Origin of the sequence: Kutzneria viridogrisea DSM 43870 (assembly GCF_000525635.1) — a bacterium.
Taxonomy (GTDB): Bacteria; Actinomycetota; Actinomycetes; order Mycobacteriales; family Pseudonocardiaceae; genus Kutzneria; species Kutzneria viridogrisea.
Genome location: NZ_CP007155.1, coordinates 5,465,199 through 5,489,926, shown reverse-complemented (window position 1 = coordinate 5,489,926; position 24,728 = coordinate 5,465,199). Strand labels below are relative to the sequence as shown.

Below are 24,728 nucleotides of genomic sequence, written 5' to 3'. Positions count from 1 at the left end.
CCTCACCCCACGTTCGGCACAGTGCGCTGCAGGTACGCCACATTGCGACGCGCGATGTACAACTCGCCCCGCGCTGGACGCTCCACACCGTCAGACAGGACAGCCACATCCGTGAAATGCATCGACGTCCGATCGGCGTCAACAAGGACAGCGGTGAACGTCGGCCCGGAAACCGGGGTCACCACGAACCGCTCCCTCACGACCTGCTTCACCAGACGGTCACGCCCGAACACCGCGGCTCCCTCCACACATCGACGGTCGCCAGCAGGTCAGGAGCCAAACGTTCAGTTGTAGACAGCGAACCCGTCGTACTCGAACTCGTCGCCGACCGTGTCACCGCGAGACATCAACGCGTTCGCCGCCATCGCCGCCGCCGGCACCGCATCGATGCGCTTCGCTGACGCGCCACGATCCGGCTTGTCCGGGCGGATCAACGCCGGGTCGTACGGGGCCTTCCGCACCTCAACCGAGTCGAAACACCAGCGGGCCACAGGGTTCCCGTGATGCCGGAACCGCTCGTCCTTCACCCAGCCCATCACCATGTCCATGCCCGGCGACATGTGCGTGTACGTGTTCGTGTACACCACGATGCTGCCCTCATCCGGATCCAGGTTCGTCCGGACCGACAACTCCTGCACCACCGGCATCGACGACCACTGGTCACCGTCAGCCCCGAGGATGTCGAACAGCGCAGCGTCATCCTCGACATCGGAGTAGATCCGCTGATAGTCAACGACGTTCCCGTCAGTGACCGTCACCCAGCCGTCACGGACCCACCGCGACATCTGGCCATCCGTGTGCTTGTCCAAGAGTGGCAACGCCGCCTCCGGCAGCCAGAACCGCCACAGCACGTCCACCCCACCATCCCCATCCGGGAACAGCAGGCACCACGCTGTGAGGTCGAACTTCGCGGCCAAGTCGAACCCGACCCAGCACTCCCGGCCCGCCAAAAACTCACGCCCATGCTCCAGCGACGGCCACAGCTCGCCAGCCGACGCGTCATACAGGTGCATCGGCATCCACCGCGACGCCTGACCCACCCACTGGTTCAGACGGAACTGCCGGAAGCTGTTCTCCTGCGCCGGGTTGTTCCGAGCCTCCTGCGCCTCCTGCCGCATCGCCTCGATGCTGAGGAAGTCACCCAGCGCCGGGTTCGCGAACGGCCACGTCGACTCATCAAACGGGTCCGCATCCTGCGGCGTGTTCCGCAAATACACGAACACGTGCGCCGCCCGCCCCGGATCCTCCGCAACACGCTGCATCTCCGCGTGCATCTGCCCCGCAAACCCAGCCGTGTCACTACCCGCCGTCGTCGCCGCGATCATCAACGGCTGCCGGCGAGCACCCGAACCCATGCCGGTGCGCATCGCATCCCACATCGCCCGATCACGCCACGCCAAGATCTCGTCCGCGGCCACACCCGACGGGTTCGAACCCAACGCGCCCGCGGCATCAGCGGCGATCACCGCGTACACGCTCGCCGTCTTCGGGTCGATGATCCGCTTGTTGTGGTCCTTCACCTGCAGGCGCTTCGACAAGATCGGCGACAGCTGCACCATGCGCTTCGCCACGTCGAACACCAGCGCCGCCTGATCCCGGTCCCTGCCGACACCGAACAGCTCCGCCGACTCCTCACCATCAGCGACCAGCAGGTACAGCATGATCGCCGCGAGTAGTTCGCTCTTGCCGTTCTTGCGCGCCAGCTCGATCCACGCGATCCGATACCGGCGGACATACGACTCCTGCTCGCCAGACCACACAACCTGGCCGAACAGTGGACGCACGATGTCGTCCCGCTGCCAGTCACACAAGATGAACGGCGTGCGGGCGTACCTGCCTTTCGTGTGCAGGCAGATCTCCTCGATAAACGCCTGCGCGTGATCAGCCCGCGGCTCACAAAAATGCTCCCCACGCCGCCGGCAAGTCACCCCATCCAGCGTGTAGCCACACGCTGGCGGCAACCCGCTAGCTGAGGAGCCGCTCGGCGCCCGACGCCCGCTCATCGCCGCCGCCAATCGACAACTGAGCCCGATCGCTCGGAGTCAGCCCGAACCGGCCGCCCAGCTTCACCATCGCGTCGATGCTGTCCCGCATGATCTGCCAGTACGGAGACTTGATCTCCCCGCCCGCAGCGCCCCGTCCAGTCAGGCCGTAGGTAGTGAGGTGCTCCGACGCCTCCCGGAACGTGCCTGCCGCCACACAGTAGGCAGTGAACGCGTGCACATCCCACGCCGTCAGAACATGCTTGACAATCAAGTCCGGCGCCAACAGGTCCCACGCTGCCCGCGCGTACTCCGTCAACTCCTGCGTCGGCTCGATCCGCTCCTCCGCAGGCTGCGGCTCAGCAGTGTTGATCCGGTACGGCCGCTCCCCGTGCAGGACCCGGAGAGCATTCGGCTTAGGCGCAGGACCCCGCTTCCCCATGGAACGACCTCCGCTTGTCCTGTGCCCGCACGTTGCACCCGAGGTGAGCGGCCTGCACGTTCTCGTAGGTGTGGCTCCCGCCGCGAGACAGCGGCACGATGTGGTCGAGGCTTGGTGAACCAGGGTTGGGCCACGACAGCGTGTAGTCGATGTGCTCGTTGCACAAACCGCACACCCAGCGGTCCCGAACAAAGACCTTCAGCCGGTCAACCCGCTCCACTGCAGTCTCGGCGCAGCGGATGCGGCGAGTGTGGTTCTTCGCCGCGTCACGCTCCGCCTTCTTCGCCCGCAACGCCAGCGCGGAGCACTCAGGCGAGCAGTACGCCTTGCACCTGGACGACGGGAACTCCGTGCCGCAGATACCGCACGGCATGAACGTGCCAGCCGCCCGCCTGACCCCTCGACGCAGCCGGGCGTAGTTCAACGCACACTCGTCAGAGCAGTACCGGCGCTTGCGGCCCACGAAGGTGTAGCAGCTACCGCACATTCCGCATGTGGACGTGCGCTCCACGCTGGTAGGTAAAACCTGCCGGGCCTTCTGGACTGGGTAGTGCGCCCGCTTCCGACACTGAGCCGAGCAGTACATGTTGGGTCGACCAGTTGCTTGGCGACGTTCATACGGTTCCAGGCAGAAGGTGCACTGTGCGACGTCGCCTACCTCGTGCTTGCGCTTGGGTGTGGACGGTCGACACGACGGCGAACAGTAGACAGCCCCTCGGCCCTTGCCTTCCCCCTTGACTGGCAACGGGTTCTCGCACCCGACCACCCCACAAACGCCGCTCATCAGCCCATTTTCCCTGCCCTGGGACCTATTTTTTAGTTTCGGCGCGGGTGATTCTGGGGCCAACATCCTTGGATACCCTTGCAGCCATAAGGCAGCCCAACATGGCGGTGCGTAGCCCATTTGGAGTAGAGATTTCTCGGTACCCTATGGGGTCTATGTCCGATTCTGCATGTTCACCCGAATGGCGGGTTGCAAAAATATCGGAGCCGCGCTAAAGGGGGGGCCTGACCTCCCACCTGTGTCAACCACAGCCCTCAGGGGCCCCAGGGGAGGCCAGTGGCAGCCCCTAGACCACCAGGGCAGGCAGGCACTCAAGGCGCCCGAGGGGACGATGTGGCGCCCGACAGCGGGCATCCTGTCCAGTGCTCGCCCTGCCCTGCTGGTGTCCACCCCTGCGGGTGTAGTGCGGGGCGGGTGCTTGTGGTGCGCGTGCTGTCAGGACCGGGGTGTAGTGGTGTTGGTGTGGCGTGCGCCAGCCAGTGCGGGCGGGATGCGCCCAGTGGTGGCAGCGAGGATGGCGGCCTGTCGCTCCATCATGCTGACTGCAGGTTGCCTGCGGTAGCCATCATGCACGCCCCGGCTGGTGCCAGGCGCCCGCACGGGCACGTTCAGCCTGTTGGACCCTGGCGTCAACCAGGCGCCCCACCTCGTGTGAATCGGGTGAACTGATGACGATGTACGTGTCGTTGCTGTGGCACGAGCAGACGCAGGGCCTGTCCTTGGGTTCGATCACGCCACCCTCGGCGTACACGGTGGGCTGCTGCTCGGTCACGCCGGGATCGCCTTCCTGCAGTGCATGCTGCTCGGAGCTGGCTGCACCTGGCTGGTGTACCAACGGAAAGAAGATTCTGGGTGCAGCTGCCCTCATGGCTTCGAACGTCTCGCGGGGCAGTCGGGCGACGAGCTGGCCGTCAACCTTGTAGAGGTCGACCGTGTTCGGTGCGGCGTGGGGAATGAGCGCGTGGAACAGGGGCCGCTGGGGTGTTGGCTTGCGCTTCACGCTGCACCATCGACGGTGATGCCATAGCCGACGGCGATGTCCTTGAGGGTGGCGCAGGGCCAGGGCTCGTAGTCGCCGTCTTGCTCGCTGATGCAGTGGTCGCAGCCGTTGCCCATGGTGCAGGTGGCGCAGTACTCGATGTCGCGGAGCCCGTCGGGGCTGGTGTCGTCAGCGGCTATGCCGGTGCCTGGCTTGTGGCGGACAATGATGCGGCGGTCTGCCGTGCAGCGGCGGAGTACGGCGAGATCCGGGCTCGGTTTCGCGTTGCATGTGGTCAGCCACTGTTCGTGGGTCAGTGGGCACCTGCAGGGGTCTTCGTAGTAGACCGGGCCACTGGTTGTCTGGCGCGTGAAGCAGCTTCTGGTGACACCATCATGGCGAGACCAGGTACCGAGTGTCGCGGTGCAAACAGGGCATTTGGCCAGTTCGGGTTGACCCAGTGTCGTTTTGGCGTTCTCGGACCGCTCGACGCTTGCGATGGCGACGAGGATGCGGTGGGTCAGGTCTGATGCTGGCGGCATGATTTGACCTTCTGAATCGAGTACCTTCTCGACAAGTTCGGCACTTACGTGATCTTGCATGGGGTGCTGACTGCTTACCGCTCCCGCCCGAACCGGTGTCCGGGCTGCAGCCGTGCGGTCTGTGCGTTATGGCAGGCAACACACAAGCCCCGCCCATGCTGCGGGTCGTTGGGGTCCGCGCCCGCGGCGACGAGTTCCCGCCGGGACTTCGGGTAGTGGTCGGCGACCACGGCAGGTTCCCCGCAGAGAACGCACAGTGGGTTCTTCTCCAGGACCCCGGCACGGAACCGGTTTCGGTGCTCTGTCCCATAGCCGCGTTGTGTGGCGTCTCCGCGTTTGCTCTCGGAGAGCTTGCGGACTTGGGCGTGGCAGCGGCGGCAGCGGCCGACGGTGGGTTGCCCGCAGCGTCCGCATCGGCGGGGCGGCCGGTTAGGCACCGGCTTGGCTGGCTGGCGGGTCGATGCGCTGCTCGATGGTGGTGCCGTCGCCGAGGTGCCAGGTGATACCGGACAGCTGATAGTCGCGATACTGGCCGTCGATGTGGCTGCTCGTGTAGATCGGCGTCATCGACACCGCACCAGCGGGGGCGTCGGGCATGTACACGTGGAACGTGGTGGTGTGGAGTTCCTGGCCGCGTGGGCTCAGGATCGTGGCGCCGGCGGGGAGCCTGAACAGATCGGCGAGGATCGTGTTGTTGCAGCGGAGCTCGACGACATGCCCGGGGTGCGGCTGCTGGTCGCAGCGTGGGTGGTGGCCGTTGGGGGCGCCGATGCGGAGGTCGACGGCCCACCTGTTGCAGTCGCAGGAGGTTGGAGCCTCAGTGTCGGGTGCGGCGTGCCTAGGGGTCGTCACTAGCTTCCCCCGTGGCCGTCGTTGTCCCGCGTGTAGCGGTCAGCTTGCTCTGCGGTCATGACGTACTCGCCATCAGCGTGAGCGTGGCTGGCGCGGACTATCCCGATCCCCGGAGGTAGATGGCCGCCGTTGTCGTAGTGGCGTTGCTGTTCAACCGGCAGCTCGGTCGGCTCTGCCAGGACTTCACCCCTGAGCAGCTCTCTTTGCTCGTCGATGCGGCGAATGGTGACCACAAGCCTCTTCGGTACCGCGAACACGACCTTGTTGTCGCTGTCCTTGAACTGCAGCAGGTCGTGGGCCTGCTCGCCGCTCATGCTGAAGTAGGCGGCGTGGACCTTGGTCCGTTCCGCGTTGCCGCCGTTACTGAAGTAGGTGAGCTGCCACGTGCGCATCGGGGGAGTCTTCTGCTCGGTCATGGTTGTTCCCGTGGTGGTTGAGGTTGTAGGCGTCGAGCCAGTGGTGCAGGTTGTGGTCGATGGTCCAGCCGCGTGCGACCTGCCGGGCTGCAATGCTCATCGCCGCCCGGGTATCTGGGTCGGCGAGTGCGCGGAGCGCTGTGGTCCAGTCGTGCGGGTACTTCACGAGCCACCCGGTCTCGCCGTGGGCCACGGTGTCCGCGTACGGGCCGAAGTCGGAGGCGATGACGGGGATACCGAGGGCGCCAAGCTCACGAACCCGCAGGTCGGACTTGGACCGGTTGAACACGCCAGGCCTGAGTGGCGCGAGGCCGATGTCGAAGTCGATGTACCGCAGGTAGTCCTCGACCCCAGGCAGCCAGTTACTGTGCCGTGCCCGGTTCGGGCGAGCAGTGAAGTAGGCGCCGATCGTGTGCAGCTCGACGTCGGGGTTGCGGTCCACGAACCGTTTCACGGCGGGCGCGCACTCGTCCCAGTCTTTCAGGTGGCTGTAGCCGCCGGCCCAACCGACCGTGAGGAGGTCGTTGGTGACGGGCGGCTGGTGGTCGAGCATCCACGAGTCGACGCAGTTCGGGACGACGGCGACGTTCGAGTTGAACTTCGAGGCAACCTCGGCGAGCGTCGCGGTGGACACGGTGACGAGGTGGGCTGCGGCGATGTTGCGTTCGAGGTCCCGCAGAGCCTGCTGGTTGTACACGGAGAATGCGGGTTCGTTGTGGGCCTCGATGTTCCACATGTCGTCGTCCAGGTCGAGTACCAGCATGCTGTCGCTGTGCTCGGCGAGGTGCTGCCAGGTTCGTGTGGATCCTGGGTCAGCGAGTCTCTGCGCGACGATGACATCGGCGGTGGAGTCGTGGAGCACGTCCAACGGCAGTACGCGGCCGTAGGTGGCGTCGAAGCCACGCGAGGCGAGCGCCTTCAGCGGCACTTGGATCCGGTAGTGGCCGCAGCCTGATGTGTCCTCTTGCCAGCCGAAGATGCGGGTCACGGCGTCGGCCCACTCGGCGCCTCGGTGGCGTAGCGGATGCCGCGAACCGAGATGGGGTCGGGGCGCCCGTCGTGGTGGTAGACGAGGTGCAGCGCAGTCGAGCCCGCCGGCGCATCGGGGGCTTCGATCCCGAACGTGACGAGCCCGGTGTCGGGGTCGACGTCGGCGGAGATAACGCGAGTGTGGAGCGGCAGGTGCAGGAGGCGGTGCAGCATCTGCCCGGAGATCTGGAACTCGATACCCGGCTGCTCGGGCTGCTCGCTGGGTTGCTGCTGCGGGTTGCCGGTGCGGGCCCGATGCTGGGTGCGGGTGCGTGTCACTGCTTCTCCTCGTCGGTCGAGGACTTGATCTCGAGGAGACGCGGGTAGAGCGTGAGGGTGACCGCGGTGAATGCACTCTTGCCTGCATCGCCCGCTTTGATCTGGATGCCGTCTTCGGCGATCAGGCCGACATCGACACCGTTGATGTAGACGTGACCGGGGAGCAGCGGGCCGGATGCGGGCCCATTGGGTTCGATGATCTCGATGTGTGCACCCGTTGCTGGCGGCTGGGGCATCGTTCCTCCTGGCGGACATCTGTGCAGATGGTTGCGCTACCCCTTGAAACTTCACTACGGGCGTAGCATACTTACAAGTGAAGGCTCGAAGTGAGGAGGTCCACGATGGACGCCATCGTCAAAAGCGCCGGAGGTCCGACCGAGGCTGTCGTATGGACTGCCAAGAACCTCGTTGGCCTGAATGCCAGCGACGACTCCTACTACGACATGCTGCTCACCCCGGAGCAGGCTGAAGCCCTGGCTCAGGCGCTGCTCCTCAAGGCCGCCGAGGCTCGACACGCGACGGAGAACCAGTGACCAGGAAACTGCTCACCACTGCCGACATCGCAGAACTGCGTGGGCTGGCCAACGCCGCCGTCGCCCGCACCTGGATTAGGCGTGTCGGTCTCAAGGCGGTCGACCGCGATCCCGTCACCGACGCCAAGCTCTACGACCAGGGCGAGGTTCAGGCAGCGGCTAAGTCGATGCCTGGCAAGGGCGTTGGTGGCGGCCGTCCAAGTCAGAAGTCAGTGGGCGCAGCCCAGGAGGAGCCAGGCAAGTAGATGCCCCCAGGGCGCCGGTACTGCTTGCCCATCACCGGGAGCCACGCGCCCGGGGCGAGCTCGGGGTCGTGCGGGGCGTAGGCGTTCCACATGCTCGTCTTGAAGTCCGCGAGCCCGGATGGCTCGCTGGGGTAGGCGATGTCGTCGCGGATCGCGTACCCGAGATACTCGTCGCGGCGGACCCGGGTGTTGCCGGAGGCGTCCCGGTCGGCCATGGCCGCGAGGATCGCGCCCGCCGTGTGGTCGACGTGGTCCCGGTTGGGTGCGGGGTCGCGGTGGCCGAGGGTGTTCTGGGTGCGGATGTAGTCCGGGGCCACGTCGGTGATCAGCGCGCTGAGCATGGCGACGAACGCGGCCTGCGTGTAGCCGGGGCGGCCGTCGATCGGGTTCGCGATAAACGCGGGGTCGTGCAGCATCCGGTACAGGTCCCCGGTCGGGTCCTCCGGAGCCGCGGCGGCGTGGATGAACGTGAACACCAAGTGCAAGTTCGTGCCGTTGAGCTGGTTGGTGGCGACCTGGTGGCCATTCCACGTCTTCAGCTGGTACGTCCAGGAGTTTGGCATGCCACACGCCTCGGCGTAGGCGGCGCGCGCACCCTGGATGCGCATGTCCGCGTAGTCCATGCCGCCGTAGGTCTTCCCCGTCCGGTACGGAACCTCACCGGCGGTGAGGTACACCGTCCACACGGTGCGGCCGTCGAAGATGTCGCCCCACAGGTCGGGGTTCATGAACAGGAGGTCATCGTCCTGGTGGGCGATGAACTGGATGGCGGTGGTCACGGATTCCCCTCGGCAGGTGGGTCGGCCGCCGCGGGGGCACCCGCGCGGTCCCGCGGCGGCCAGATCAGGTGCACGTCAGCAGACGTGCAGGAACAGGTGGACGAACAGCAACAGCACCCCAGTCACCTCCCCCCCGAGGTGGATCGGTCACTCCTTGTCGGTGAGGAGTGCGACCTGGTGCCCGTAGCGGGCAGCGAGGTGCTGGCAGTACCAGTCACCCTCTCGGACCCTGACCTGACAGGTATCGCAGCTGGCGATCACGTCAGCGGGAGTGATGCTGATCGGGAGGACGGCGCCGCGGGTGGTGCGAATCGGCACTGTCATCTCCTCACGTGTGGTGGCGCGCGATCGCGGCGTTGGCCCGGAACATGCAGTCCTCGAGGTGCTCGATCGCGAGGTCCCGGTCATCGCAGGGCGGCACAACGTCGAGCAGGTGCCGGGCCAGGGTGCGACAGAGTGAGCGCACCGATTCGTGGGCTGCTCGACGCGTGTAGCTGTCAGCAGGGTGGTGGGCGAATCGGTGCTCAATGTCGTCGTGAGCAGCGGAAGTCAACGAGATCCCCAGGGTGAAGTGGTTAAGCGCGTGGCCCGAGTGGCTTGTGCTGGCCGGTGTCAGGGTCGATGCCCAGGGAGTCGGCGAGGACACGGATCAGGCGGTTGGTGTCGTCCACTGTGGTGGCTATGTGGACTTGCGCCTGGTGGTCGGCGTCGGCCTTCGCGTCCCGTTTCGCGTCGGCCCGGTTCGCCGCGCCTTGCAGGACGGGCAGCGCCCACGCCTGAAACCAGGAACTGAAGATCACTGAAACGGCCAGTTTCACCGAGTCCGGTGCGGGCAACGTCAACAACGGCACGAGGAACGTCACCCAGAACAGGGCCATCGAGCCGAGGACGCTGGACGCGATCCGGGCCACCATGAGGTTGAACCGATTGGTGGCCTGTCTGGTGGCGAGGAACTCACGAGGGTGCGGGACCTGAGGGTGCACCACCACCCCCGGTGTCACTCTCGACAGCAGAAATCCTCAGCACGCTGGCTGAGGATTCTGGGCACAGATGTGGCTAGAACAAGCATGGACTGTCCAGGTTGAATGGTCAAGTTTGGTGGCGTTGGGCGCGTCGCTGCCTCATTTCGGCATCCACGTTCTCCACGTCACCAACCCTGACGCGGAGGCGCCCATCGGAACCGGGGTGAGCAGTGAGTCGCTGGTCGCGCCTGGCCCACTTGTAGATCATGTCCCGGCTGCGGCCGACAAGCTCGGCGGCCACGTCGAGGGTGACCAGGTCGTTCTCCCCGTGGATCGCGACAGTGGGAAGGAGCCACTGCTGCCCGAACACCTCCGCCTGCCGGTCGAGGTGTGCGCAGGTATCTGGGTCCACGAGCTGGAGGGCACGCCGGTACTCGCGTGCGATGGCGCGGGCGGCGTCCAGGGCGGTGTCGCCGGGGATGGGCCACCGTCTCGGCTTGATCACGCCGCGTCGTGTTCGTAGGCGCGGGCCAGGATGCGCGACAGGTTGTCGTAGTCGTCGAGCGTCATCCTGTGTCGGCAGCGGCGGCAGTTGATGTGACTGTCGCCCTCCTGACGTTCCAGGCTGAGCCGAGAGCACGCCGGGCACGGGGTCCAGAGCCGGTCGGATCGGTGAGAACGGCCAGCGAGCGCCTCGACACGGTCATGCAGGCCGAGAAGTGCCAGGCCCCCGTCGACACCGTCCTCCTCGACAACGACACGCGCGTCCCCGGACCAGCGCATCACGGCGGTCATCGGCAGGTCGAGGAGCGCGGGCCAACTGTCGAGGAGCACATCAACAGAGCGTCGCGCCCGGTAGTTGGGGCGGCCACCGATGTGCAGGTAGGTTCCGGCGCGTTCGGCGACAGGCCACGCCCATCGTTCAAGTTCATCGACGAGGGCGGCTTGGAGGGCTTCGACGTTGAGGCGGATGGGGACGGGTAGTTCCCGGGTGCCCCCGGTGGGTTCGGTGAGGGGGTTGGCGCCTTTACCGAGGAGTTCGCCGAGCTCGTCGTAGTCCGCGAGGGCCTGTTCGATGGCGCGGCGCACGGTGTCGGTGTCCATGCGGCAGAGGCCGCTGGGGGCCGTTGCCCAGTCAGGGACGCGGGCGCGGGTGGTGCCGTCGTCTGCGGTGTTGGTGTAGGTGCGGGCGTTGGTGCAGTGGGTGCCGCGGCGGCAGCGGAGTGTGTCTTCGGTAGTCATGACAGACCTCTCTGACTGGTGGTGGCGGCTGGCGACCTAGGCCACTGACTGGGGTGGACGTTGGAGAACGGGTCAGGCGCCGATCGCGACCAGCAGTGCCGCGACGCCCGCGAGGACGGCGGCAGTGACCCCGAGGATCAGTCCGGCGCGTCCGCTGATGAGGTAGGCGAGCGCGAGTGCGAGGACGGCTACGGGGATGAGTAGGGCGCGGAGCATGGGGTTCACGGGGTCTCCTTCGTGTGGGTGTTGAGCCAGGAGCGTTGGACGCCTCGAATGGAGACATGGACCTCGGCGGGCCGGGTGTAACGGTCGTGCTCTATGGACGTGTACTGCTTCTCGTGGCCGGTGGTGAGGTTCACTGCGACTGGGACGACGCCGTGCTCATCCAGTTGGTCGGCGAACTCGGTCAGGGCTGCGGCGAGTGCACGCAGCGGGTTCGGCAGCGCATTGATCCGCTGCGCGAGGTGATCCTCGAGGCCGCCCACAGTGGATTCTGGGGAGCCAACCACGAACGGGCTCTCCACGGGAGACGGTGCTTCCGGGAGAGTCTGCCGCCACACGTGTCGGGCCGCCATCGTGGTCTCAAGGAGCTGATCGGACCCGACAGGCCAGGGCGGGGTGGTCCACTCGCGGCGGGTCTGGACAGCGAGGAGTTCGGGGTTGACGTCGTCGTGGGGGATCACGTGGTCTCCTCGGGGCGGGTGTCGCGGTGGCGGCCGGAGCCGGGGCAGGTGGCGCCTTTGGGTTTGCCGGTTCGGCTGTGGCGTTCGGTGCGGTGGGGTGCGAGGTATCCGGTGTGGCGGTCCACGACGATCCCTGGGCGGTGGCAGAAGTTGCAGCACGCCAGTTCGGGGCCGGTCACCGTCGCCTACCGGGGTTGATGCTGCGCGGAGCACGTTGTTGTCGAGCGGGTCCGGTATTGCGGTTGCGATGGAGTTCGAGCGCATGAGCGCGAGCATCGACCTCGTTGTGGTTCATGGGCTTCTCGGTCAGCAAGCCGAGGAGGCCGCGGGAGGCCACGTCGGCCGCTGTGGCCATGCTGGCAATTGCGTTCCTGATGGCCTGTTGGAAGCCGTGGATGTCGAGTGTGACGTCGATGGAGATGGCGTTCGTGAGGCGTCCGATTGGGCTTGCGAGTGCCACACCCTGGAGCCGCTGCCACTCGTACTGGCAGACATCGTTGCAGTAATACTCGGACGGTCCGTCAGAGCGGAGTTCGGCCTGGCACCAGCCGCAGACGGGCGCGGTGACCTGGTCGATGGCAGCGATGATGTCCGGGGTCACGTCTGCTCCTTGTCGCGCTCAGCTACCTCACCGAAGTAGTGGTCCCACATCGCTTCGAAGTTGAACTCGTCGATGTGGAAGGTGACCTTGGGCAGTGGGGCGAACCACCGCTGTCGATAGACGCAGTTCTCGATGCGCATCGGGTCGCGGAGTCCGAGTCTCCGCGCGGTGCCGGGCTTGATCGGGGTCACTGGGCCACCTCGTCGGCCATTAGCTCGACCTTGGCCCGTGCGATAGCGAACAGCGCCCGATCTGCCTCGTGCTGTGCCTCGAACTCGCCAGACAGCGCATGGTCGGACAGCCGCCAGTACCGTGCCTCCTCTGCCTCTTGCCGCTCCAGCAGTTTCAGCACGTTGATCAGTGCGTCAAGCGTGGCCCACGTGCCGTCAAGAAGCAGCGGCTGGCCGTCCTTGCAGGTCGACCATGCGTAGCTTTGGAGGCTGATGATGCGCAGGGACGCTCGCCGGTCGTAGAACGCTGCCTTGTAGAACACGGCACACCGCTTCCGGCCGTGCTCGTCGATGATGTCGGACCACACGCCGTGGCCGTTCGACTGCTTCGACCAGCCCGCCGGGAGTCGCGCGTACTGGAACAGCGGGTCGCCATCAACTGCGGGGCCGAGAGTGAACCCGAGTCCGATCAGGCTCTCCTCGGTGCCGCCGCGGATGTCTGTTGGGATGACCTCGGAGGCGACGAACTCGCGCTGGCCTTGAGCCTCCATGTTGGTGATGTACCTGTCCGAGCCTGGATCAGCGCGGGCGGCGAGGAAGTGCAGTAGAGGGTCGCGGTTGGTGGTGTTCTCAGGCGTGGTCACTGTCCTGCTCCCCACACTGGGATCTTGACGGGTGCGTCGGCGGTTGGCGCGCTGCGGAGCTTGATGCCGGGATCGCTGGGTCCGTACACGTAGCTGACGGGCTGCGGTGCGGTCGCTGGTAGCCGGTCGCGGGTGACGCAGCGCGGGTCAGCGAAGACCTGCGGCGAGTTGGCCATACGCAACCACGAGTTGTTGTCGAACCACGCGATGGCGCCAACGAGCTTCGGGTAGGTCTTCGCGAGGGCGTCCCGCAGGATTCGCGTGTCCCAGTAGGCGGGGGTCGTGTCCGCGTTACTGGACGGCCCGAACTCGAACAGCAGAGCGGGCTTGCCGGTACCGACTAAGGCGGTGTAGTCGCCGCTGTTGGCGAACGTCACCTTCGTGGGGTCAGGCAGGTACAGGCTCGCGCCCACGACCTGCGCGTCCGGGGTGAGGCCGTACAGGATCGGCGAGTACCACGACATCGCCCCCGACCATGCGGGGATCACGTTCGGGCAAGCACCGATCACGCGGCCCATTAGGTCTGTCCACAGTGCCTTCACCCCAGCCTCGGAGCGTGCCGGGTTCGTGTTGTCCCGGCCCCACACGAACCAGCTTCCGCCAGCCTCGTGGAATGGCCGGAAGATCACCGGCGCATCCGAGGGCAGGGCGTGGATGTAGTCGATGACCCGCTGCGCCACCCGCAGGTACCGCGCCCGCGCTGTGCTCGTACCCGATAGGACACTGGTCAGGTCCGGTTTCGCCGTGTTCGTGTTGGCGACCCACGCTGACCCGATGGACTGGTCACTGCCCCACAGGTTCGGCATGTGCATGCAGGCCGCGATCAAGCCGCCTTGCTGGGCGTGGGTGGTGGCGATCTTCTGGGCACCTGGGTTGAGGGCGATGCTGGAACTGTCGTTGTCGCCGACGGGGATGTTGACGCCGAGGATCGCGGGCGGCTTCGCGATGTCGAGCAACTGCGCTGCGGTTGGGGTCCGGTCGTCGCTGGGTAGCTGCTGCCCGGCGAGCCACGCGTTGCCACGGATGGCGGTCAGGTACGGGACAACGTCGGCGGCCTTCACACGCTCACCTCCTCGTAGGTGGCCTGGAAAATGTCATCTCGGCACGGATAGAACTCGCCCTTGACGCCCCGGATGATCCAGTCGCCGAAGTTGGCGTGCATGACGTCTTCGAGGGTGCGGATTGCGATGGTGTGCGGGATGTCGCAGTCGTTCGTTGCGCACCTGTCGGTGTTGGTGCAGTAGTAGCAGTAGTAGTTCGCGCGTCCACCGTTGGCCAGGACCCAGTCGATGATCGGAATCGTGCCTTCAGCGGTTCCGTCCCACCGCATGGCCTGGATCTCAACGGGCTTATTGCGGTATGTCCGTGCGTTTATCTTCGCTGCGCGTTCGAGGATGATCTGCGCGACCTGGAGTGCGGCGAGGTCTTCGTCAAGGATCGGGCCGTCCCAGCTGAACTGGCCTCTGAGCGCCGTGCCTCGAAGCCATGCTTCGATGCGGGACGCCATGAACGGAGACATCAAGGCAATCCACCGCTGATCGGCGTCGTTCGGAGGCCAGTGCTCCGCCTCGGCTTTGAGCACGTTCATCGGATGCAGTGGTGTTCCCGCGATGTCCTGCGGGTGCACGAGCTCAACTGAGTCGCCCCAGTGCTGCCACTCCCACGGTCCAGGGGTCGCCTTGCCAGCCAGCTCGGCAAGCAGGTCTGCGGCTTTGGCGAGGATGTCCTGCGGGCTGTCAGCCACGACGCCCCTCCTCCGCCGTGAGCCCGAGCATGTCGAGGAGGCGTGCGCAGTCCCCGACATCCACGGCGTTTGAGGCAACCCAGCGGACCGCGGCTCGCTTCTGCTCGTCCGGGCTACCGCCTTTGATGCTGCCCGCCAACAACTGGCCGCGTTCGTGGATGTCGCTGCTCACCGACGCCCCGCCTCAAGCTCGGCGGCACGGCGACGAACCCACCTAGCAGCAGACGGCCAACCAGCGGACTCCAACTCGGTGGCAACCCGGCGGCGTGTCTCCAAATCAACCTGTGACTGGCTTTTGGTGTTCACGTGAGCTCCTCGCTGGTGTGTCTCAGGTACCCGGCGGCCTCATGCCAGCCCTGCAAGCGGACCGGGTCGCCGCCTTGGGCGAGGCGCCGGTCGGCTTCGGTGTCGATGAGAGCGGCGTCGTGGAGGCGGATGTCGGTGACGCGTCTCCCGACGATGCGGGCGACGGCTGCGGCGTGTGGTTCGTCCAGTTCGCGACGGTCGTCGTGGCCTGGGTGGGTGGTCACGGTTGCCTCCGTTTGGGTTGGCGGCTGGCCCGGATGGTGGCGAAGTGGCGTCAGGGTATGTCGCTTGCACCGTGTGGGTGATTCTTGTGGCGGGTTTGTTGTGGGGTGTGTCGGGTGATTTTTGGACGCCAGTGCCTGCTATTCCGGCCCGTTCCGGACTCGGTCGGTTTGAGCGGGTTTGAACCGGGCTCATGTTGTGGTGAGACCACAACGTCACGATTCCCTGTCGATCTCCAACCGCCCGCAAGGCGCTTTTCGAAAACTGAAAGAAGTGATCTACTGCGCCCATGACCGACGACGCCGACATCCCCGCCAACGTCCTGGAGGAGCTGGTGGCCGCACTCCAAACCACCCCCAACCCCACCCTCCTCAACGTCAGCGCAGAACTCGCCACAGCAGACGATGAAGAACTCTGCGAACTGGGAAAACGCGTCGCCCGATTCCGCCGCAACGCCAGCGCCGCACTCGGCTGGCTCGCCGCCGAATGCTACGCCCGCGGCATCAGCTGGCCCCTCATCGCCGAACAATTCGATGTCCCCCTGGCGACGATCCACGGCTACGCGGCCCCGTTTGTCCGAGCGAGGGAGTCCTGAGCCATGAGCATCCTGGGGAACCTCCGCAGTACCAGGCCAGCGCCGGGCGATGACCCGTGGCGCCTGCACTGCGCGGCACACGAACTCGGGCACATGCTCGTCTGGCAGGCATTCAGTTTCGGGATCGCCGGAGTCACGGTGACTGGTTTCGGTGACCAGGTAGAGGGCTGGACGCACCTCACCGACCAGGGCAAGAACCTCACCAGTCCGGAGCGTTGCCGCCTCTACCTCGTGGGTCTGCTCGCCGGGCGTGAAGCGGACATGCGGTGGGCCCGGCACTCGCGGCGCCCGTTCCAGGAGAAGCACAGCAAGTGGGACCTGCGGGAGTTTCAGAGGATCCACCGTCACCCGTGGGTCTGTGACATCACTGTGAACGTGCTTCGAGCCCAAGCGCACGACGCGATCGCCTGCCACTGGCCGCAGATCGTGCGGATGGCGCCGAGCCTGGCACGCAAGGGGAGCGTGTAGCTGTGAAGGACACCCTGTGGAAACGTGGCTACGAAAGCACGACAGGTCTTGACCAGCATCGGCTCCGTATCGCCGCACACGAACTCGGTCACATGGTGGCCTGGCAGGAACTTGGCCTGCGAGTCGTCTCTACGCAGGTGTGGGGACACGGCGAAGCATCCGAAGGATTCACCAAGCTCGACGGCGGCAAACTCCGCACCAGGGACGACTACTACACGTACCTCGTGGGCCTGGTCGCTGGGCGTGAGACTGACCTGCGGTGGAGCGAGCTGCACCGGATGCCGATCCGGCCCCAGAACTGGGCGCGGGACATGAACGAGTTCTCACGGCTTCGCAACGAGCGTGTCATCCGCGACGTCACTGACGCCCACTTCGCTGCTGAGGCGCGCCGACTGGTCCTGGCTGCCTGGTCACATATCAAGTCGCTGGCCCCTGGGTTGGCACGCAAGGGGAGTGTGTAGCCGTGAAGGACTTTCTGGGGCGTCTTCGTGGTGACGGCTGGGTCAGCGTCGCCAAGTTCGCGGGCACGGCCGTCGTCGCCGCGGTAGCGCTCGCAGTGTCTGCTGTGCAGTTGGTCAAGCTTGCTGGGCAGGTCCACATCGACGACGCCTTGCGATGGACCCTTCCGGTCACCCTGGACGTGGGTGGCGTGGTTGCCACCGTGGTGTGGGCTAAAGGGGGCGGGTCTGCCCAGAAGTGGGGCAAGGGCATCGCGATCATGCTGCTGCTGGAATCCGTGGTAGGCAACGTGATCTCACACCTGCTCGACGCGGGCATCATCCAGATGACAGGCAAGCGGGGCACGCTCCTGATCATTTGCGTGAGCGCGATCTACCCACTGAACCTGTCCGCGATGGTGCACCTGATCGTGTCGTCCTCGGACCGCGTGAAGAAGGCTGTCCCGAAGCACGCAAAGCAGCCGGAACCGCGCAGGACCGAGGCCATCCGGGAGTCCGTCAAGCCCGCGGTGAAGCCGGAGCCCGCTCCCACGGCACTGGAGCGCAAGCCCATCGAGACCGCGAAGCCCAAGAACCTTGTCGAACTCACCACCGCAGGCAGTAAGCGGGAACAAGGTCGGGCGTGGTTCATGGAGCAGGTCTTCGTCCACGACCGGAACCCGGACGAGATCACCGCCTCCGAGGTCGACGCACAGATCGAGACCAACGCCTACGCCAAGAAGCACATCCAGGCGTGGCGGGCTGAAGCATTCGCCGCCATCAAGGCCACGCCCACCGCAGTGGCCGGGAACTGAGGGATACCGCCATGAACCCGATGATCACCGTTGCCGCGCTGGTTGCCCTGGCCGTGATGGTGTTCACCAAGAAGACCTCCACCCCGCTCGTACTGTGCTCGGCCGCGGTAGGCGCTGTCCTGGCTGTCGCCTGGGTCGGTGCGCGGTGAAACGAACCCGTGTCAAGCCGTCCCTGACGATCTGGGATGTCACGTGGATCGTGACGTACTGGTCGTTGAGGCAGTCCGGCAAAGCCATCGTGTGGACGGGAAAGAAAGCCGCGATCCACACTGGCCGGCTCGCGAAATCGACGGCGAAGCCTATCGGGGCGGGCTTGCAGAACCGGGTGGCGCTGGTGTCGTCACGGGCCAAGGAGCGGGCCGAGTTCGGGTTTTGGACTTCGATGGTCGAGACCCTGGATGGTGTCCGGATCCCGGCGTGGAGCGTCGGGTCCTGGCTCGACCAGCACGATGGCCCCGCGGCGGACCCAACCACGTTCAGTGGCCAGGAACGGCGATCCCACGAACCAGTGCGTGCCACCGCGGAACGCCTGGACCGGCCCGCGGCGACACCACTTGCTGGGCGTCGCGGCAAGAAGCTGAAGCCGCCATCACGGGATGCTGCTGTGAAGTGCCGGTGCGGGTGGACCGGGATCGAACGCGACTACGCCCGGCACGTTATCGCCTGTGCCCGCAAGGATCTGCACGCGACCCGCGCCGTACAGGTCGCGCTCGCCGAACACGCTGACCGTTTCATCAAGAAGCCAACCAACGCCCCCGGTGTTGGACAGAAGGGAACTGGCATGAACCTCCGCGACTGGACCAAGTCCGCGATCATTCTGACCCGCCCGAACATCCACCATCCCGCCGAGCTGGCGACCTGGCTGCAGCTCGCAGCCAAGGGCACGGACCCGTTGGCGACCGCGCTGCGGACGCTGGCGGACGGGTTCGTGCGCGCCCAGGTGGACGCGGAGATCGTGCAGCCAGTGGAGCGTGCCGCGGTCGCCGCCGGCCACATCAAGGGCGCGTTCGTCACCGCCGCCAAGGTCTCGATCAACCTGTACGCGACGATCCCCGTGTTCGTGTCGAAGAACACCGGGACGATGAGCGACCCCAGCGCCTGGTCGAAGTCCGCGGAGATCCTGGCCGAGCCGTTCATCGACAGTCCGCGGCAGTTGGGGGCGTGGCTGCTGGAGGCCGCGGCCCCGAAGGAGTTGCCGCAGAACATCCTGATCCTGCTGCTGGACTACCTGAAGGACGCCAAGGTCCACGCGTCGATCATCACTGCGCTCGAGGGCGCGATCGCGGATGCCCGCATGATCTGCATGGCACTGAAGCAGGCTGGAGACGAGGCAACGTCCCTGTATGGCGCGGTGCCTGAGTTCAAGGCCGCGGGCTGACCTCACCTACCAACAACACTTGGGGAGAAGACTGATGTTTCTGCCGGATCAGTGGGCCAATGCCCGCAAGGTTGCTGCCCTGTGCGGCGAAACCCTCACCCACCCTGGCCAGTTGAAGGCGTTCTTTGCCTCCGCCGCGACGGGTGGTGGCGTGCTCGCAACCAGCTTGGCCACGCTCGCGAAGAAGCTGGAGGAGTGCGACGTCGACAAGAGCGTCCTGTCCCACGTGAACGCTGCACTCGGCGCAGCCTGGGCCTTCGAAAAGGACCTCATGGAGGCGGCGTCGCGATCGGGGACTCACTACCGGTCGATCCCGAAGTTCCGAGCGACTGCCGCCGCCATACCTGACCTGTCGGGGTGGGCTGATGGATCAGAGGTGCTGGCTGACCCGCAGATCGATCACCCCAGCGAGCTGGGGGTGTGGTTGACGACCGCGTCGGAGAAGGGATCACTCCTGGCTCACGCTCTGGGGCGGCTGGACTCACGCCTGACTAGCGCCGGCGTGGCCCCAGCGATCGTGAACTGCGTGGGGCGTGCCCAGGATGATGCGGCGAACCTCGGTAACGCGCTGACGGAAGCTGGCAAGCAGGCAGACGCGCTGTACGGGCAGATCCCTGATTTCCGGAAGGTGTCCTGAGATGGCGATCGATCTGCAGGCACGCCGCCAATTGGAGGCCCGCCTGGACCAGGGTGGTGCGTGGGTATCGCGGCACCGGCACGCGGTGGGCCCGATGCTGGTCGCCCTGGGCGTGACTGGGATCGCTGCGGGCGCGTGGAGTTTGGCGGTGGGGCGCGGTTGGGGGTGGACGCAGTGGGCGGTGACCGCGGTCGCCGTGTTCGTGTGGATCCTGCACTTCTCGGCGGTCCATGAGCTGCCGAACCCGCGGGAGAAGCAGTACGCGCGGGCCGCGTTCACCGCGGCCTGTGCGTACGCGGCAGCCGTGGTGTGGTGGGGCCCTGTCCTGTGGCTGCTGGTCGTGGGCGGCGTGGTCACCGTGTGCCTGGGCATCCCGTGGTACGTGCACCGGCGGGTCCGGATCTCGGTGAGCGTGGAGAAGGAGATCGCCGCCTGGGGCGACGGGTCCGCGGTCGGGTTGCCGGGCGTGGAGCTGGTGCAGGCCGCGGCGAAGGCGGGCGCGGACTGGTGGTCGGCGCCGATGCGGGCGCGGGAGCGCGGCCAGTGGACGCGGAGCCAGATGCGGCAGGCCAAGGAGCGGATCGCCGCCCGCTACGGGGTGTCCGCGGAGCAGGTGCACATCACCGACCGGGATTCTGAGGGTGAGGCCCTGTTGACGGTGCACACCAGCCGGGCGGTGAAGACGCTGGAGCCGCTGCCGCTGCCGACCGAGCGGCGCCCGATCGAGGGTCCGCACGAGGTGTGCCGGTACCTGTCCGACAACAGTCCGGGCCACATCACCCTGTACGAGCCGGGCTATGGGGCTATCGATGGCGCCGGGATCGGGGTGAAGGGGTCCGGGAAGTCGTCGGAGGCGGAGCTGGTCGCTGAGATCGTGATCTCCTCCACGAACGCCCTGTTGTTCGCTGTCGACTTGAAGCCGGGCGCCCAACATTGGAAGGGCTGGGAGAACGCAACCGACATGTTCGCCCGCACCCCTGCCGAGCTGGATGTGATGCTGCAGGTGTTCGAAGTGATCTGTGAATATCGTGGTGTGCGCACCGAGGGAACCATCCACGTCCCTACCCCGACCGCCCCGCAGATCGTGTTGCTGATCGATGAGGCCGCGCTGGCGTTCTCCGACAAGGATGCGTTGACTGATTTTGATGAAGCGATGGATCGCCGGCAGGTGATCGCTAACCGGGTTGCGTTGATGGAGAAAAACACGCGCGTGTCTCGTTCATTCGGTGAATGCAAGTACATGTTCACCCAGGACGGCTACGTGGATTCGTTCGGCAACGGGTTCATTTTCTCCGAGCTGAAGGCCGGGAACCTCGCGATCTTCCGGACCGCTGACCGGGGAGACACCGGTCAGATTCTCTCGGGAATCGACGTGGACCCGTCCAGGTTCCCGAAGAACCAGCCTGGCACCGCGTACTGGAGTTCGTATTCCTCCGATCGTGACGAGGTGGTCCGGTTCCACAAGCGCACCGACAAGCAGATCGGGGAGTTGGTGTCCCGGTTCCCTGCGGGTGTCCCCGGGGCGCCGTCCCTGGAGCCGGGACTGCTGGACGCGATCCGGGCCCGGGTCGGGGACGCCTACGACCGTCGGTTCGAGGGACGGTCCCCTGTCCCCGGTCGTTCGGCTGTCCCCGCGTCCCCGACTGGTGTCCCCGCGGTTGTCCCCTCCGGTGTCCCCGCCGTGTCCCCAGAGGGGGGACTGCCGGACTTCGCCGCAGCGAATGCCGCGGCCGGTGTTCCCGAGGGGCCAGACCGGTTGTCCCCGGAGGAGTCCCGGGCCCGGGTCCTGGAGGCGCTGCGCGAGTTGGGGCCGGACGCGACGACGAAGGCGATCGCGGAGCGGGTTGGTCGGTCGGTGACGTTGACGCGGGCCCGGCTGAACGAGCTCGCAGCCGAGGGGTTGGCGACGTCGAAGGGCAAGCGTGAGCCGCGATGGACCGCGACGCAGTAAGCCCGCTGGCGGCTCCCAGTGATGCGCCAGCAGCCTGGGAGCCGTCGTGTTGTGAAGCGCTTATAGGCGTGTCGAGCCGCTGATAGCGCTGGTTGAGCCGCTTATACGCGCCTGTTGTTGTCGTCCACGCGCGCACGCGCGCGCCTGCGCGTTGGGGGGCGTTTGGGCTTGAGTGCCGCTTATACGCGCCTGAGGCGCTGATAGCGGCTCGAACGTACCTGTCCGAGGGTGTGCACGCCCGTGGGGTGTGCGTGGAGCGTTGGAGGCGTGATGCTGGGTCGGACGCATGCAGTGTCCGGATGGTGCGCCGGGTTGGTGGTGGCGCCAGCGGTCGGTGTGCACGGGCTGGGGTCGGTGCTGCTGTTCGCCACAGTGACCGCCGGCTGGGCTCTAGCACCGGACCTGGACCACCCAGGCAGCGTGGCGACCCGGTTCGCTGGCCCGGTCACCGGGATCCTGTCGCGGGGACTGCGGGGACTGTCCGCCCGCCTGTACGCGGGGACGAAGGGGCCGCGGGACGAGGACTGGGAGGGGACACACCGGCACCTGACCCACACCCTGCTGTTCGCGGTGCTCGTGGGGGCGGGGACAGCGGTGGGGACTGCGGTGTCCCCGTGGTGGGGAGTCCTTGTCCCCGTCGCGGTGGGGACACTGCTGGCCGCGCGGGCACTCGGGGACTGGGTGCTGGTGGCGGGGACTGTCCCCGTGGCGTGGGGACTGGTGGCGGGAGGGGACAGCGTCCTGGAGGTGTTGTCCCCGGTGCGTGGGTGGATTGGGATCGCGGTTGGCTTGGGTTGTCTGGCTCACTCTTGTGGCGATGCGCTCACATTGAGTGGCTGCCCGATCTTGTTTCCGATCCCGATTCGTGGTGAGACCTGGTTTGAGCTCGGGCCGCCGCGGGTGATGCGTTTCCGGACGGGCGGGACACTGGAACAGTTGGTGGTGTTCCCGGCGTTCGCCGCCGCGGGAGTGATGCTGGTTCCGGGGGTGTGGCCACTGGTCGCGTCAACTATCGGTCATGTGCTGGGAGTGAGGTAGTCGTGGCGGTTGCCGTGGATGCACTGTCGGACGCGGAGTGGTTCGTGTTGAATGCTGCGGTGCATGAGGCTGGTCACCTTGTGGCGTGTATCGCCCAGGGGCTGCCTGTCGTGTTCGCGCGGGTGGAACGTTACGGGACGAGCGCGAATGCGGTGCGGGGTTTGGTCCGGGTGGATGACGCGTTTTTGGATTCTGATCCGTTGGGGGCGGTAGTGGTTGGGGTTGCCGGGGTTGCTGCTGAGGTTGCGTGGTTGTGTCGAGAGAACTCGATGGGCCGGTCTGCTGCCCGTCGCTATGTGGGTGGTGCGGGGTGTGAGGCTGATTTGCGTCTGGTTCGAAAGTATTTGCCTCGCGCTGGTGTTGGTGAGTCGGTGGCGAGGGAGTTGGCTGAGCGGGTGGTGCGGGAGCGGTGGGGGGCGGTGCTGCGGTTGGGTGAGGCGCTGGCCGCTCGGGGGTGGCTGGATGGTGGACGGGTAGCCGCGTTGGTGCGGTGAGGTGGCGGGCCCCCGTTTCGGCGGGGGCTTCGCTGTGTCTGGGTTGTGGTTCACCCAGTACTAGACATGTTCAACATGCTCAGCTAATCTACTCATGTGAAGACGTTGGATCCGAACAGCCCCAAGCCACCATCGCAGCAGATCGCCGACGCAATCCGCGAAGCCATCCGGGGTGGCGAACTCAAGCCCGGCGACAGGCTTCCCGGACGCGCCGAACTCATGACCCACTTCGGTGTCGCCGCCGCGACCCTGAACTCCGCACTCGCCACGTTGAAGCAGGGCGGCATCCTGGTATCCCGCCAGGGATCCGGTGTGTTCGTCCGCACCGACATCGACAACCAGCACGACACCGAACCGACTGTCGACCATCTGGCGTCGATCAACGCCCGCCTGGCCCGAATCGAACGCCACCTCGGCATCGACACCGCCGCGGAGCAGTGAGCGGCACGACAGATCGATTGGCCATGAGCAGCAAGGAGGACAACGACATGAGTGATTGGCACTGGCATGAGGCGTTACGAGGCTCTTTCGAGCAGTTTTTGGAGGCTGGGCATGACGAGGAGGAGGCGAAGCGACTGGCCCAGTGGGACACCCGCCACTGGTGGTCGGACTCGGACAGTCACGCGCTTGATCGCCTGCACCCCTGGTTGCCGCCGCATCTGCGGGACAAGTAGGGGCCCAACACCTCGGCATCGACACCACCAAGGAGGAGCAGTGAGCATGTTGCGCATCCCACCGAAGGCCCTGGGGGCAGGCTGGCACGAGTTCAGGTATCCGCGTCCTGCCGTGGACGAGCCGACTGATGCGTTCAAGCGAGGCGTGGAGGCTGCGGGCGCTGTCCTGCTGGCCGAGCGCATGGACCTGGTGGAGCGGGTCCTGGTGGAGCGGCTGGGCCGTTCCACAGCGGACGAGTTGATGGGCGCGATCGACATCGCACTGGAGGAGGAGCAGTGAGCACGAGCGAGTGCATGAGCAGGGGTAGTCGGTGTTGGGATCTCGCCGACCACCTGTGTGACGACGGGCAGTACCGGTGCGGTGAGCACTGCATGTGCGGCGAGACTGAGGAGGTGACAGGGTGACCGACGATGACCTCGTGTTCGTGATCGGCTTGCTGCGGGGCGCGGTCGAGGGTGATCCGCGACAGTACTTCGGGTCCATCCGGTCCTGGGACCGGCATCAAGCGAACGCGATCCAGTGTGGGGTGGTGGAGGTCGCCGAGGCCGTAGAGGAGGTGGATGGTCGGCCGATGGTGGTGCTGTCAGAGGTGCCGACCGAGTACGGCAAGGAGTTTTACGTCCGCCACGATCTGGGTGGTCTGCCACCGGGTCGGGCGTACATGTGGCCGCCGGAGAGGTTGTCTACCGCGATCGCGGAACTGGCCGCCACCGAGGGGTGCGGGAAGGTGATGTGATGGCAGGACGTGCGGATCGAGACCGGATTGACCGGGGTATCCGGAATGCGATCCTCGCCGCAGACTGG

43 protein-coding genes are annotated in these 24,728 nt (G+C 66.1%); 17 read left to right on the top strand and 26 right to left on the bottom strand.

Annotation, left to right across the window (positions count from 1 at the left end):
* Positions 1-2 precede the first annotated feature (2 nt).
* Genes KALB_RS47740 through KALB_RS50235 form a run of 4 tightly spaced genes read right to left on the bottom strand, consistent with a single transcriptional unit; the run spans position 3 to position 2,599 of the window.
* A complete protein-coding gene (locus KALB_RS47740) occupies positions 3-233 on the bottom strand; it encodes a hypothetical protein (protein WP_025358337.1) in 231 nt (76 codons plus the stop codon).
* Positions 234-284: 51 nt separating this feature from the next.
* Entirely contained in the window at positions 285-1,928 is a 1,644-nt protein-coding gene (locus KALB_RS24430) for a terminase large subunit (RefSeq protein WP_236650001.1), read from the bottom strand.
* Positions 1,929-1,965: 37 nt separating this feature from the next.
* Complete coding sequence (locus tag KALB_RS24425) at positions 1,966-2,424, bottom strand: phage terminase small subunit P27 family (RefSeq protein WP_025358335.1); 459 nt, start codon at positions 2,422-2,424, stop codon at positions 1,966-1,968.
* Positions 2,399-2,599 carry an HNH endonuclease gene (locus KALB_RS50235; RefSeq protein WP_420811833.1) on the bottom strand — a complete coding sequence of 67 codons (201 nt, stop codon included), beginning with the start codon at positions 2,597-2,599 and terminating at the stop codon, positions 2,399-2,401. The genes KALB_RS24425 and KALB_RS50235 overlap by 26 nt, the downstream gene beginning before the upstream one ends.
* 64 nt (positions 2,600-2,663) lie before the next feature.
* Here KALB_RS50235 and KALB_RS49335 point away from each other — a divergent pair, with 64 nt between their 5' ends.
* Positions 2,664-2,843 carry a hypothetical protein gene (locus KALB_RS49335; protein ID WP_236650000.1) on the top strand — a complete coding sequence of 60 codons (180 nt, stop codon included), beginning with the start codon at positions 2,664-2,666 and terminating at the stop codon, positions 2,841-2,843.
* A 930-nt stretch (positions 2,844-3,773) separates the two neighbouring features.
* Here KALB_RS49335 and KALB_RS46800 read toward each other — a convergent pair.
* The 7 genes from KALB_RS46800 to KALB_RS46790 all read right to left on the bottom strand — a co-directional run bounded on the left by KALB_RS46800 (position 3,774) and on the right by KALB_RS46790 (position 7,541).
* The gene (locus KALB_RS46800; protein ID WP_148309605.1) at positions 3,774-4,208 is read right to left on the bottom strand and encodes a hypothetical protein; all 435 of its coding nucleotides are present in this window, start codon (positions 4,206-4,208) and stop codon (positions 3,774-3,776) included.
* Positions 4,205-4,789, bottom strand: coding sequence for a hypothetical protein (locus KALB_RS46795; RefSeq protein WP_148309604.1), 585 nt, complete (start codon positions 4,787-4,789; stop codon positions 4,205-4,207). The genes KALB_RS46800 and KALB_RS46795 overlap by 4 nt, the downstream gene beginning before the upstream one ends.
* A gap of 369 nt (positions 4,790-5,158) precedes the next feature.
* On the bottom strand, positions 5,159-5,332 hold the full coding sequence (locus KALB_RS47730; protein WP_158510800.1) for a hypothetical protein: 174 nt from the start codon (positions 5,330-5,332) through the stop codon (positions 5,159-5,161).
* A 248-nt stretch (positions 5,333-5,580) separates the two neighbouring features.
* Positions 5,581-5,997 (bottom strand): hypothetical protein, encoded by a 417-nt coding sequence (locus KALB_RS24405; RefSeq protein WP_148309603.1) that lies wholly within the window; start codon positions 5,995-5,997, stop codon positions 5,581-5,583.
* Entirely contained in the window at positions 5,942-6,985 is a 1,044-nt protein-coding gene (locus KALB_RS24400) for a glycosyltransferase family 4 protein (RefSeq protein ID WP_158510799.1), read from the bottom strand. The genes KALB_RS24405 and KALB_RS24400 overlap by 56 nt, the downstream gene beginning before the upstream one ends.
* Complete coding sequence (locus KALB_RS47725; RefSeq protein WP_025358329.1) at positions 6,982-7,305, bottom strand: hypothetical protein; 324 nt, start codon at positions 7,303-7,305, stop codon at positions 6,982-6,984. The genes KALB_RS24400 and KALB_RS47725 overlap by 4 nt, the downstream gene beginning before the upstream one ends.
* Entirely contained in the window at positions 7,302-7,541 is a 240-nt protein-coding gene (locus KALB_RS46790) for a hypothetical protein (protein WP_025358328.1), read from the bottom strand. Before KALB_RS46790 ends, KALB_RS47725 begins: the two co-directional genes overlap by 4 nt.
* Positions 7,542-7,646: 105 nt before the next feature.
* On the opposite strand from KALB_RS46790, the gene KALB_RS24385 reads away from it, so the two are divergent.
* On the top strand, positions 7,647-7,838 hold the full coding sequence (locus KALB_RS24385) for a hypothetical protein (RefSeq protein ID WP_025358327.1): 192 nt from the start codon (positions 7,647-7,649) through the stop codon (positions 7,836-7,838).
* Positions 7,835-8,083 (top strand): hypothetical protein, encoded by a 249-nt coding sequence (locus KALB_RS46785; RefSeq protein WP_148309602.1) that lies wholly within the window; start codon positions 7,835-7,837, stop codon positions 8,081-8,083. Before KALB_RS24385 ends, KALB_RS46785 begins: the two co-directional genes overlap by 4 nt.
* Here the strand turns inward: KALB_RS46785 and KALB_RS24380 are convergent.
* The 15 genes from KALB_RS24380 to KALB_RS24315 form a co-directional block, all read right to left on the bottom strand.
* Positions 8,041-8,862 carry a PIG-L family deacetylase gene (locus KALB_RS24380; RefSeq protein ID WP_025358326.1) on the bottom strand — a complete coding sequence of 274 codons (822 nt, stop codon included), beginning with the start codon at positions 8,860-8,862 and terminating at the stop codon, positions 8,041-8,043. The genes KALB_RS46785 and KALB_RS24380 overlap by 43 nt on opposite strands.
* A 147-nt stretch (positions 8,863-9,009) precedes the next feature.
* A complete protein-coding gene (locus tag KALB_RS47720; protein WP_158510798.1) occupies positions 9,010-9,180 on the bottom strand; it encodes a hypothetical protein in 171 nt (56 codons plus the stop codon).
* Positions 9,181-9,190: 10 nt separating this feature from the next.
* A complete protein-coding gene (locus KALB_RS50230; RefSeq protein WP_420811787.1) occupies positions 9,191-9,508 on the bottom strand; it encodes an Acb2/Tad1 domain-containing protein in 318 nt (105 codons plus the stop codon).
* Positions 9,438-9,776, bottom strand: a complete 339-nt coding sequence (locus tag KALB_RS46780; protein ID WP_148309601.1) for a hypothetical protein — start codon at positions 9,774-9,776, stop codon at positions 9,438-9,440. The genes KALB_RS50230 and KALB_RS46780 overlap by 71 nt, the downstream gene beginning before the upstream one ends.
* Before the next feature lie 175 nt (positions 9,777-9,951).
* Positions 9,952-10,329: a hypothetical protein gene (locus KALB_RS44200; RefSeq protein WP_025358323.1), complete on the bottom strand. Its 378-nt coding sequence runs from the start codon at positions 10,327-10,329 to the stop codon at positions 9,952-9,954.
* Entirely contained in the window at positions 10,326-11,066 is a 741-nt protein-coding gene (locus KALB_RS24360; RefSeq protein WP_025358322.1) for a hypothetical protein, read from the bottom strand. Before KALB_RS24360 ends, KALB_RS44200 begins: the two co-directional genes overlap by 4 nt.
* Positions 11,067-11,138: 72 nt before the next feature.
* Entirely contained in the window at positions 11,139-11,291 is a 153-nt protein-coding gene (locus tag KALB_RS47715) for a hypothetical protein (protein ID WP_158510797.1), read from the bottom strand.
* Positions 11,288-11,749 carry a hypothetical protein gene (locus KALB_RS24355; RefSeq protein WP_025358321.1) on the bottom strand — a complete coding sequence of 154 codons (462 nt, stop codon included), beginning with the start codon at positions 11,747-11,749 and terminating at the stop codon, positions 11,288-11,290. The genes KALB_RS47715 and KALB_RS24355 overlap by 4 nt, the downstream gene beginning before the upstream one ends.
* Before the next feature lie 175 nt (positions 11,750-11,924).
* Positions 11,925-12,350: a hypothetical protein gene (locus KALB_RS24345; protein ID WP_025358319.1), complete on the bottom strand. Its 426-nt coding sequence runs from the start codon at positions 12,348-12,350 to the stop codon at positions 11,925-11,927.
* Positions 12,347-12,541 carry a hypothetical protein gene (locus KALB_RS24340; protein ID WP_025358318.1) on the bottom strand — a complete coding sequence of 65 codons (195 nt, stop codon included), beginning with the start codon at positions 12,539-12,541 and terminating at the stop codon, positions 12,347-12,349. Before KALB_RS24340 ends, KALB_RS24345 begins: the two co-directional genes overlap by 4 nt.
* Positions 12,538-13,164, bottom strand: coding sequence for a hypothetical protein (locus tag KALB_RS24335; RefSeq protein ID WP_025358317.1), 627 nt, complete (start codon positions 13,162-13,164; stop codon positions 12,538-12,540). The genes KALB_RS24340 and KALB_RS24335 overlap by 4 nt, the downstream gene beginning before the upstream one ends.
* On the bottom strand, positions 13,161-14,225 hold the full coding sequence (locus KALB_RS24330; protein ID WP_025358316.1) for a glycosyl hydrolase: 1,065 nt from the start codon (positions 14,223-14,225) through the stop codon (positions 13,161-13,163). The genes KALB_RS24335 and KALB_RS24330 overlap by 4 nt, the downstream gene beginning before the upstream one ends.
* Positions 14,222-14,908 (bottom strand): hypothetical protein, encoded by a 687-nt coding sequence (locus KALB_RS49330; protein WP_025358315.1) that lies wholly within the window; start codon positions 14,906-14,908, stop codon positions 14,222-14,224. Before KALB_RS49330 ends, KALB_RS24330 begins: the two co-directional genes overlap by 4 nt.
* Positions 14,901-15,080 carry a hypothetical protein gene (locus tag KALB_RS24320; RefSeq protein ID WP_025358314.1) on the bottom strand — a complete coding sequence of 60 codons (180 nt, stop codon included), beginning with the start codon at positions 15,078-15,080 and terminating at the stop codon, positions 14,901-14,903. The genes KALB_RS49330 and KALB_RS24320 overlap by 8 nt, the downstream gene beginning before the upstream one ends.
* A gap of 130 nt (positions 15,081-15,210) precedes the next feature.
* Positions 15,211-15,438, bottom strand: a complete 228-nt coding sequence (locus KALB_RS24315) for a hypothetical protein (RefSeq protein WP_025358313.1) — start codon at positions 15,436-15,438, stop codon at positions 15,211-15,213.
* 287 nt (positions 15,439-15,725) lie between these two features.
* Between KALB_RS24315 and KALB_RS24310 the strand changes: the two genes are divergently transcribed.
* From KALB_RS24310 to KALB_RS24255, 14 genes are all read left to right on the top strand, one after another.
* The gene (locus KALB_RS24310) at positions 15,726-16,031 is read left to right on the top strand and encodes a hypothetical protein (RefSeq protein WP_025358312.1); all 306 of its coding nucleotides are present in this window, start codon (positions 15,726-15,728) and stop codon (positions 16,029-16,031) included.
* 3 nt (positions 16,032-16,034) lie between these two features.
* A complete protein-coding gene (locus KALB_RS24305) occupies positions 16,035-16,499 on the top strand; it encodes a hypothetical protein (RefSeq protein WP_025358311.1) in 465 nt (154 codons plus the stop codon).
* 2 nt (positions 16,500-16,501) lie between these two features.
* Positions 16,502-16,960, top strand: coding sequence for a hypothetical protein (locus KALB_RS24300; protein WP_030110532.1), 459 nt, complete (start codon positions 16,502-16,504; stop codon positions 16,958-16,960).
* 2 nt (positions 16,961-16,962) lie between these two features.
* Complete coding sequence (locus tag KALB_RS24295; protein ID WP_025358309.1) at positions 16,963-17,751, top strand: DUF2637 domain-containing protein; 789 nt, start codon at positions 16,963-16,965, stop codon at positions 17,749-17,751.
* 11 nt (positions 17,752-17,762) lie between these two features.
* Complete coding sequence (locus tag KALB_RS47710) at positions 17,763-17,900, top strand: hypothetical protein (RefSeq protein WP_158510796.1); 138 nt, start codon at positions 17,763-17,765, stop codon at positions 17,898-17,900.
* Positions 17,897-19,129, top strand: coding sequence for a hypothetical protein (locus KALB_RS46775; RefSeq protein ID WP_148309599.1), 1,233 nt, complete (start codon positions 17,897-17,899; stop codon positions 19,127-19,129). Before KALB_RS47710 ends, KALB_RS46775 begins: the two co-directional genes overlap by 4 nt.
* 34 nt (positions 19,130-19,163) lie before the next feature.
* Positions 19,164-19,766, top strand: a complete 603-nt coding sequence (locus tag KALB_RS24285; protein ID WP_025358307.1) for a hypothetical protein — start codon at positions 19,164-19,166, stop codon at positions 19,764-19,766.
* Between the two features lies 1 nt (position 19,767).
* Positions 19,768-21,717, top strand: coding sequence for a winged helix-turn-helix transcriptional regulator (locus KALB_RS24280; RefSeq protein ID WP_025358306.1), 1,950 nt, complete (start codon positions 19,768-19,770; stop codon positions 21,715-21,717).
* A 270-nt stretch (positions 21,718-21,987) separates the two neighbouring features.
* Positions 21,988-22,755 (top strand): metal-dependent hydrolase, encoded by a 768-nt coding sequence (locus KALB_RS24275; RefSeq protein ID WP_025358305.1) that lies wholly within the window; start codon positions 21,988-21,990, stop codon positions 22,753-22,755.
* A 2-nt stretch (positions 22,756-22,757) separates the two neighbouring features.
* Positions 22,758-23,249: a hypothetical protein gene (locus KALB_RS46770; protein WP_148309598.1), complete on the top strand. Its 492-nt coding sequence runs from the start codon at positions 22,758-22,760 to the stop codon at positions 23,247-23,249.
* A gap of 96 nt (positions 23,250-23,345) precedes the next feature.
* Entirely contained in the window at positions 23,346-23,690 is a 345-nt protein-coding gene (locus tag KALB_RS24270; RefSeq protein WP_025358304.1) for a GntR family transcriptional regulator, read from the top strand.
* A 23-nt stretch (positions 23,691-23,713) separates the two neighbouring features.
* Positions 23,714-23,923, top strand: coding sequence for a hypothetical protein (locus KALB_RS24265; protein ID WP_025358303.1), 210 nt, complete (start codon positions 23,714-23,716; stop codon positions 23,921-23,923).
* Positions 23,924-23,963: 40 nt separating this feature from the next.
* Positions 23,964-24,203 carry a hypothetical protein gene (locus tag KALB_RS24260; protein WP_025358302.1) on the top strand — a complete coding sequence of 80 codons (240 nt, stop codon included), beginning with the start codon at positions 23,964-23,966 and terminating at the stop codon, positions 24,201-24,203.
* Positions 24,204-24,324: 121 nt separating this feature from the next.
* Positions 24,325-24,660, top strand: a complete 336-nt coding sequence (locus tag KALB_RS24255) for a hypothetical protein (protein WP_025358301.1) — start codon at positions 24,325-24,327, stop codon at positions 24,658-24,660.
* Positions 24,661-24,728: the final 68 nt, after the last annotated feature.

Coding starts and splice junctions, on each gene's coding strand:
- KALB_RS24280 (WP_025358306.1), top strand. CDS start 19,768: ATGGCGATCGATCTGCAGGCACGCCGCCAATTGGAGGCCCGCCTGGAC.
- KALB_RS24305 (WP_025358311.1), top strand. CDS start 16,035: ATGAGCATCCTGGGGAACCTCCGCAGTACCAGGCCAGCGCCGGGCGAT.
- KALB_RS24405 (WP_148309603.1), bottom strand. CDS start 5,997: ATGACCGAGCAGAAGACTCCCCCGATGCGCACGTGGCAGCTCACCTAC.
- KALB_RS47710 (WP_158510796.1), top strand. CDS start 17,763: ATGAACCCGATGATCACCGTTGCCGCGCTGGTTGCCCTGGCCGTGATG.
- KALB_RS49335 (WP_236650000.1), top strand. CDS start 2,664: ATGCGGCGAGTGTGGTTCTTCGCCGCGTCACGCTCCGCCTTCTTCGCC.
- KALB_RS24285 (WP_025358307.1), top strand. CDS start 19,164: ATGTTTCTGCCGGATCAGTGGGCCAATGCCCGCAAGGTTGCTGCCCTG.
- KALB_RS24275 (WP_025358305.1), top strand. CDS start 21,988: ATGCTGGGTCGGACGCATGCAGTGTCCGGATGGTGCGCCGGGTTGGTG.
- KALB_RS24310 (WP_025358312.1), top strand. CDS start 15,726: ATGACCGACGACGCCGACATCCCCGCCAACGTCCTGGAGGAGCTGGTG.
- KALB_RS24425 (WP_025358335.1), bottom strand. CDS start 2,424: ATGGGGAAGCGGGGTCCTGCGCCTAAGCCGAATGCTCTCCGGGTCCTG.
- KALB_RS24360 (WP_025358322.1), bottom strand. CDS start 11,066: ATGACTACCGAAGACACACTCCGCTGCCGCCGCGGCACCCACTGCACC.
- KALB_RS24385 (WP_025358327.1), top strand. CDS start 7,647: ATGGACGCCATCGTCAAAAGCGCCGGAGGTCCGACCGAGGCTGTCGTA.
- KALB_RS46780 (WP_148309601.1), bottom strand. CDS start 9,776: ATGGTGGCCCGGATCGCGTCCAGCGTCCTCGGCTCGATGGCCCTGTTC.
- KALB_RS46790 (WP_025358328.1), bottom strand. CDS start 7,541: ATGCCCCAGCCGCCAGCAACGGGTGCACACATCGAGATCATCGAACCC.
- KALB_RS46795 (WP_148309604.1), bottom strand. CDS start 4,789: ATGCAAGATCACGTAAGTGCCGAACTTGTCGAGAAGGTACTCGATTCA.
- KALB_RS24265 (WP_025358303.1), top strand. CDS start 23,714: ATGAGCAGCAAGGAGGACAACGACATGAGTGATTGGCACTGGCATGAG.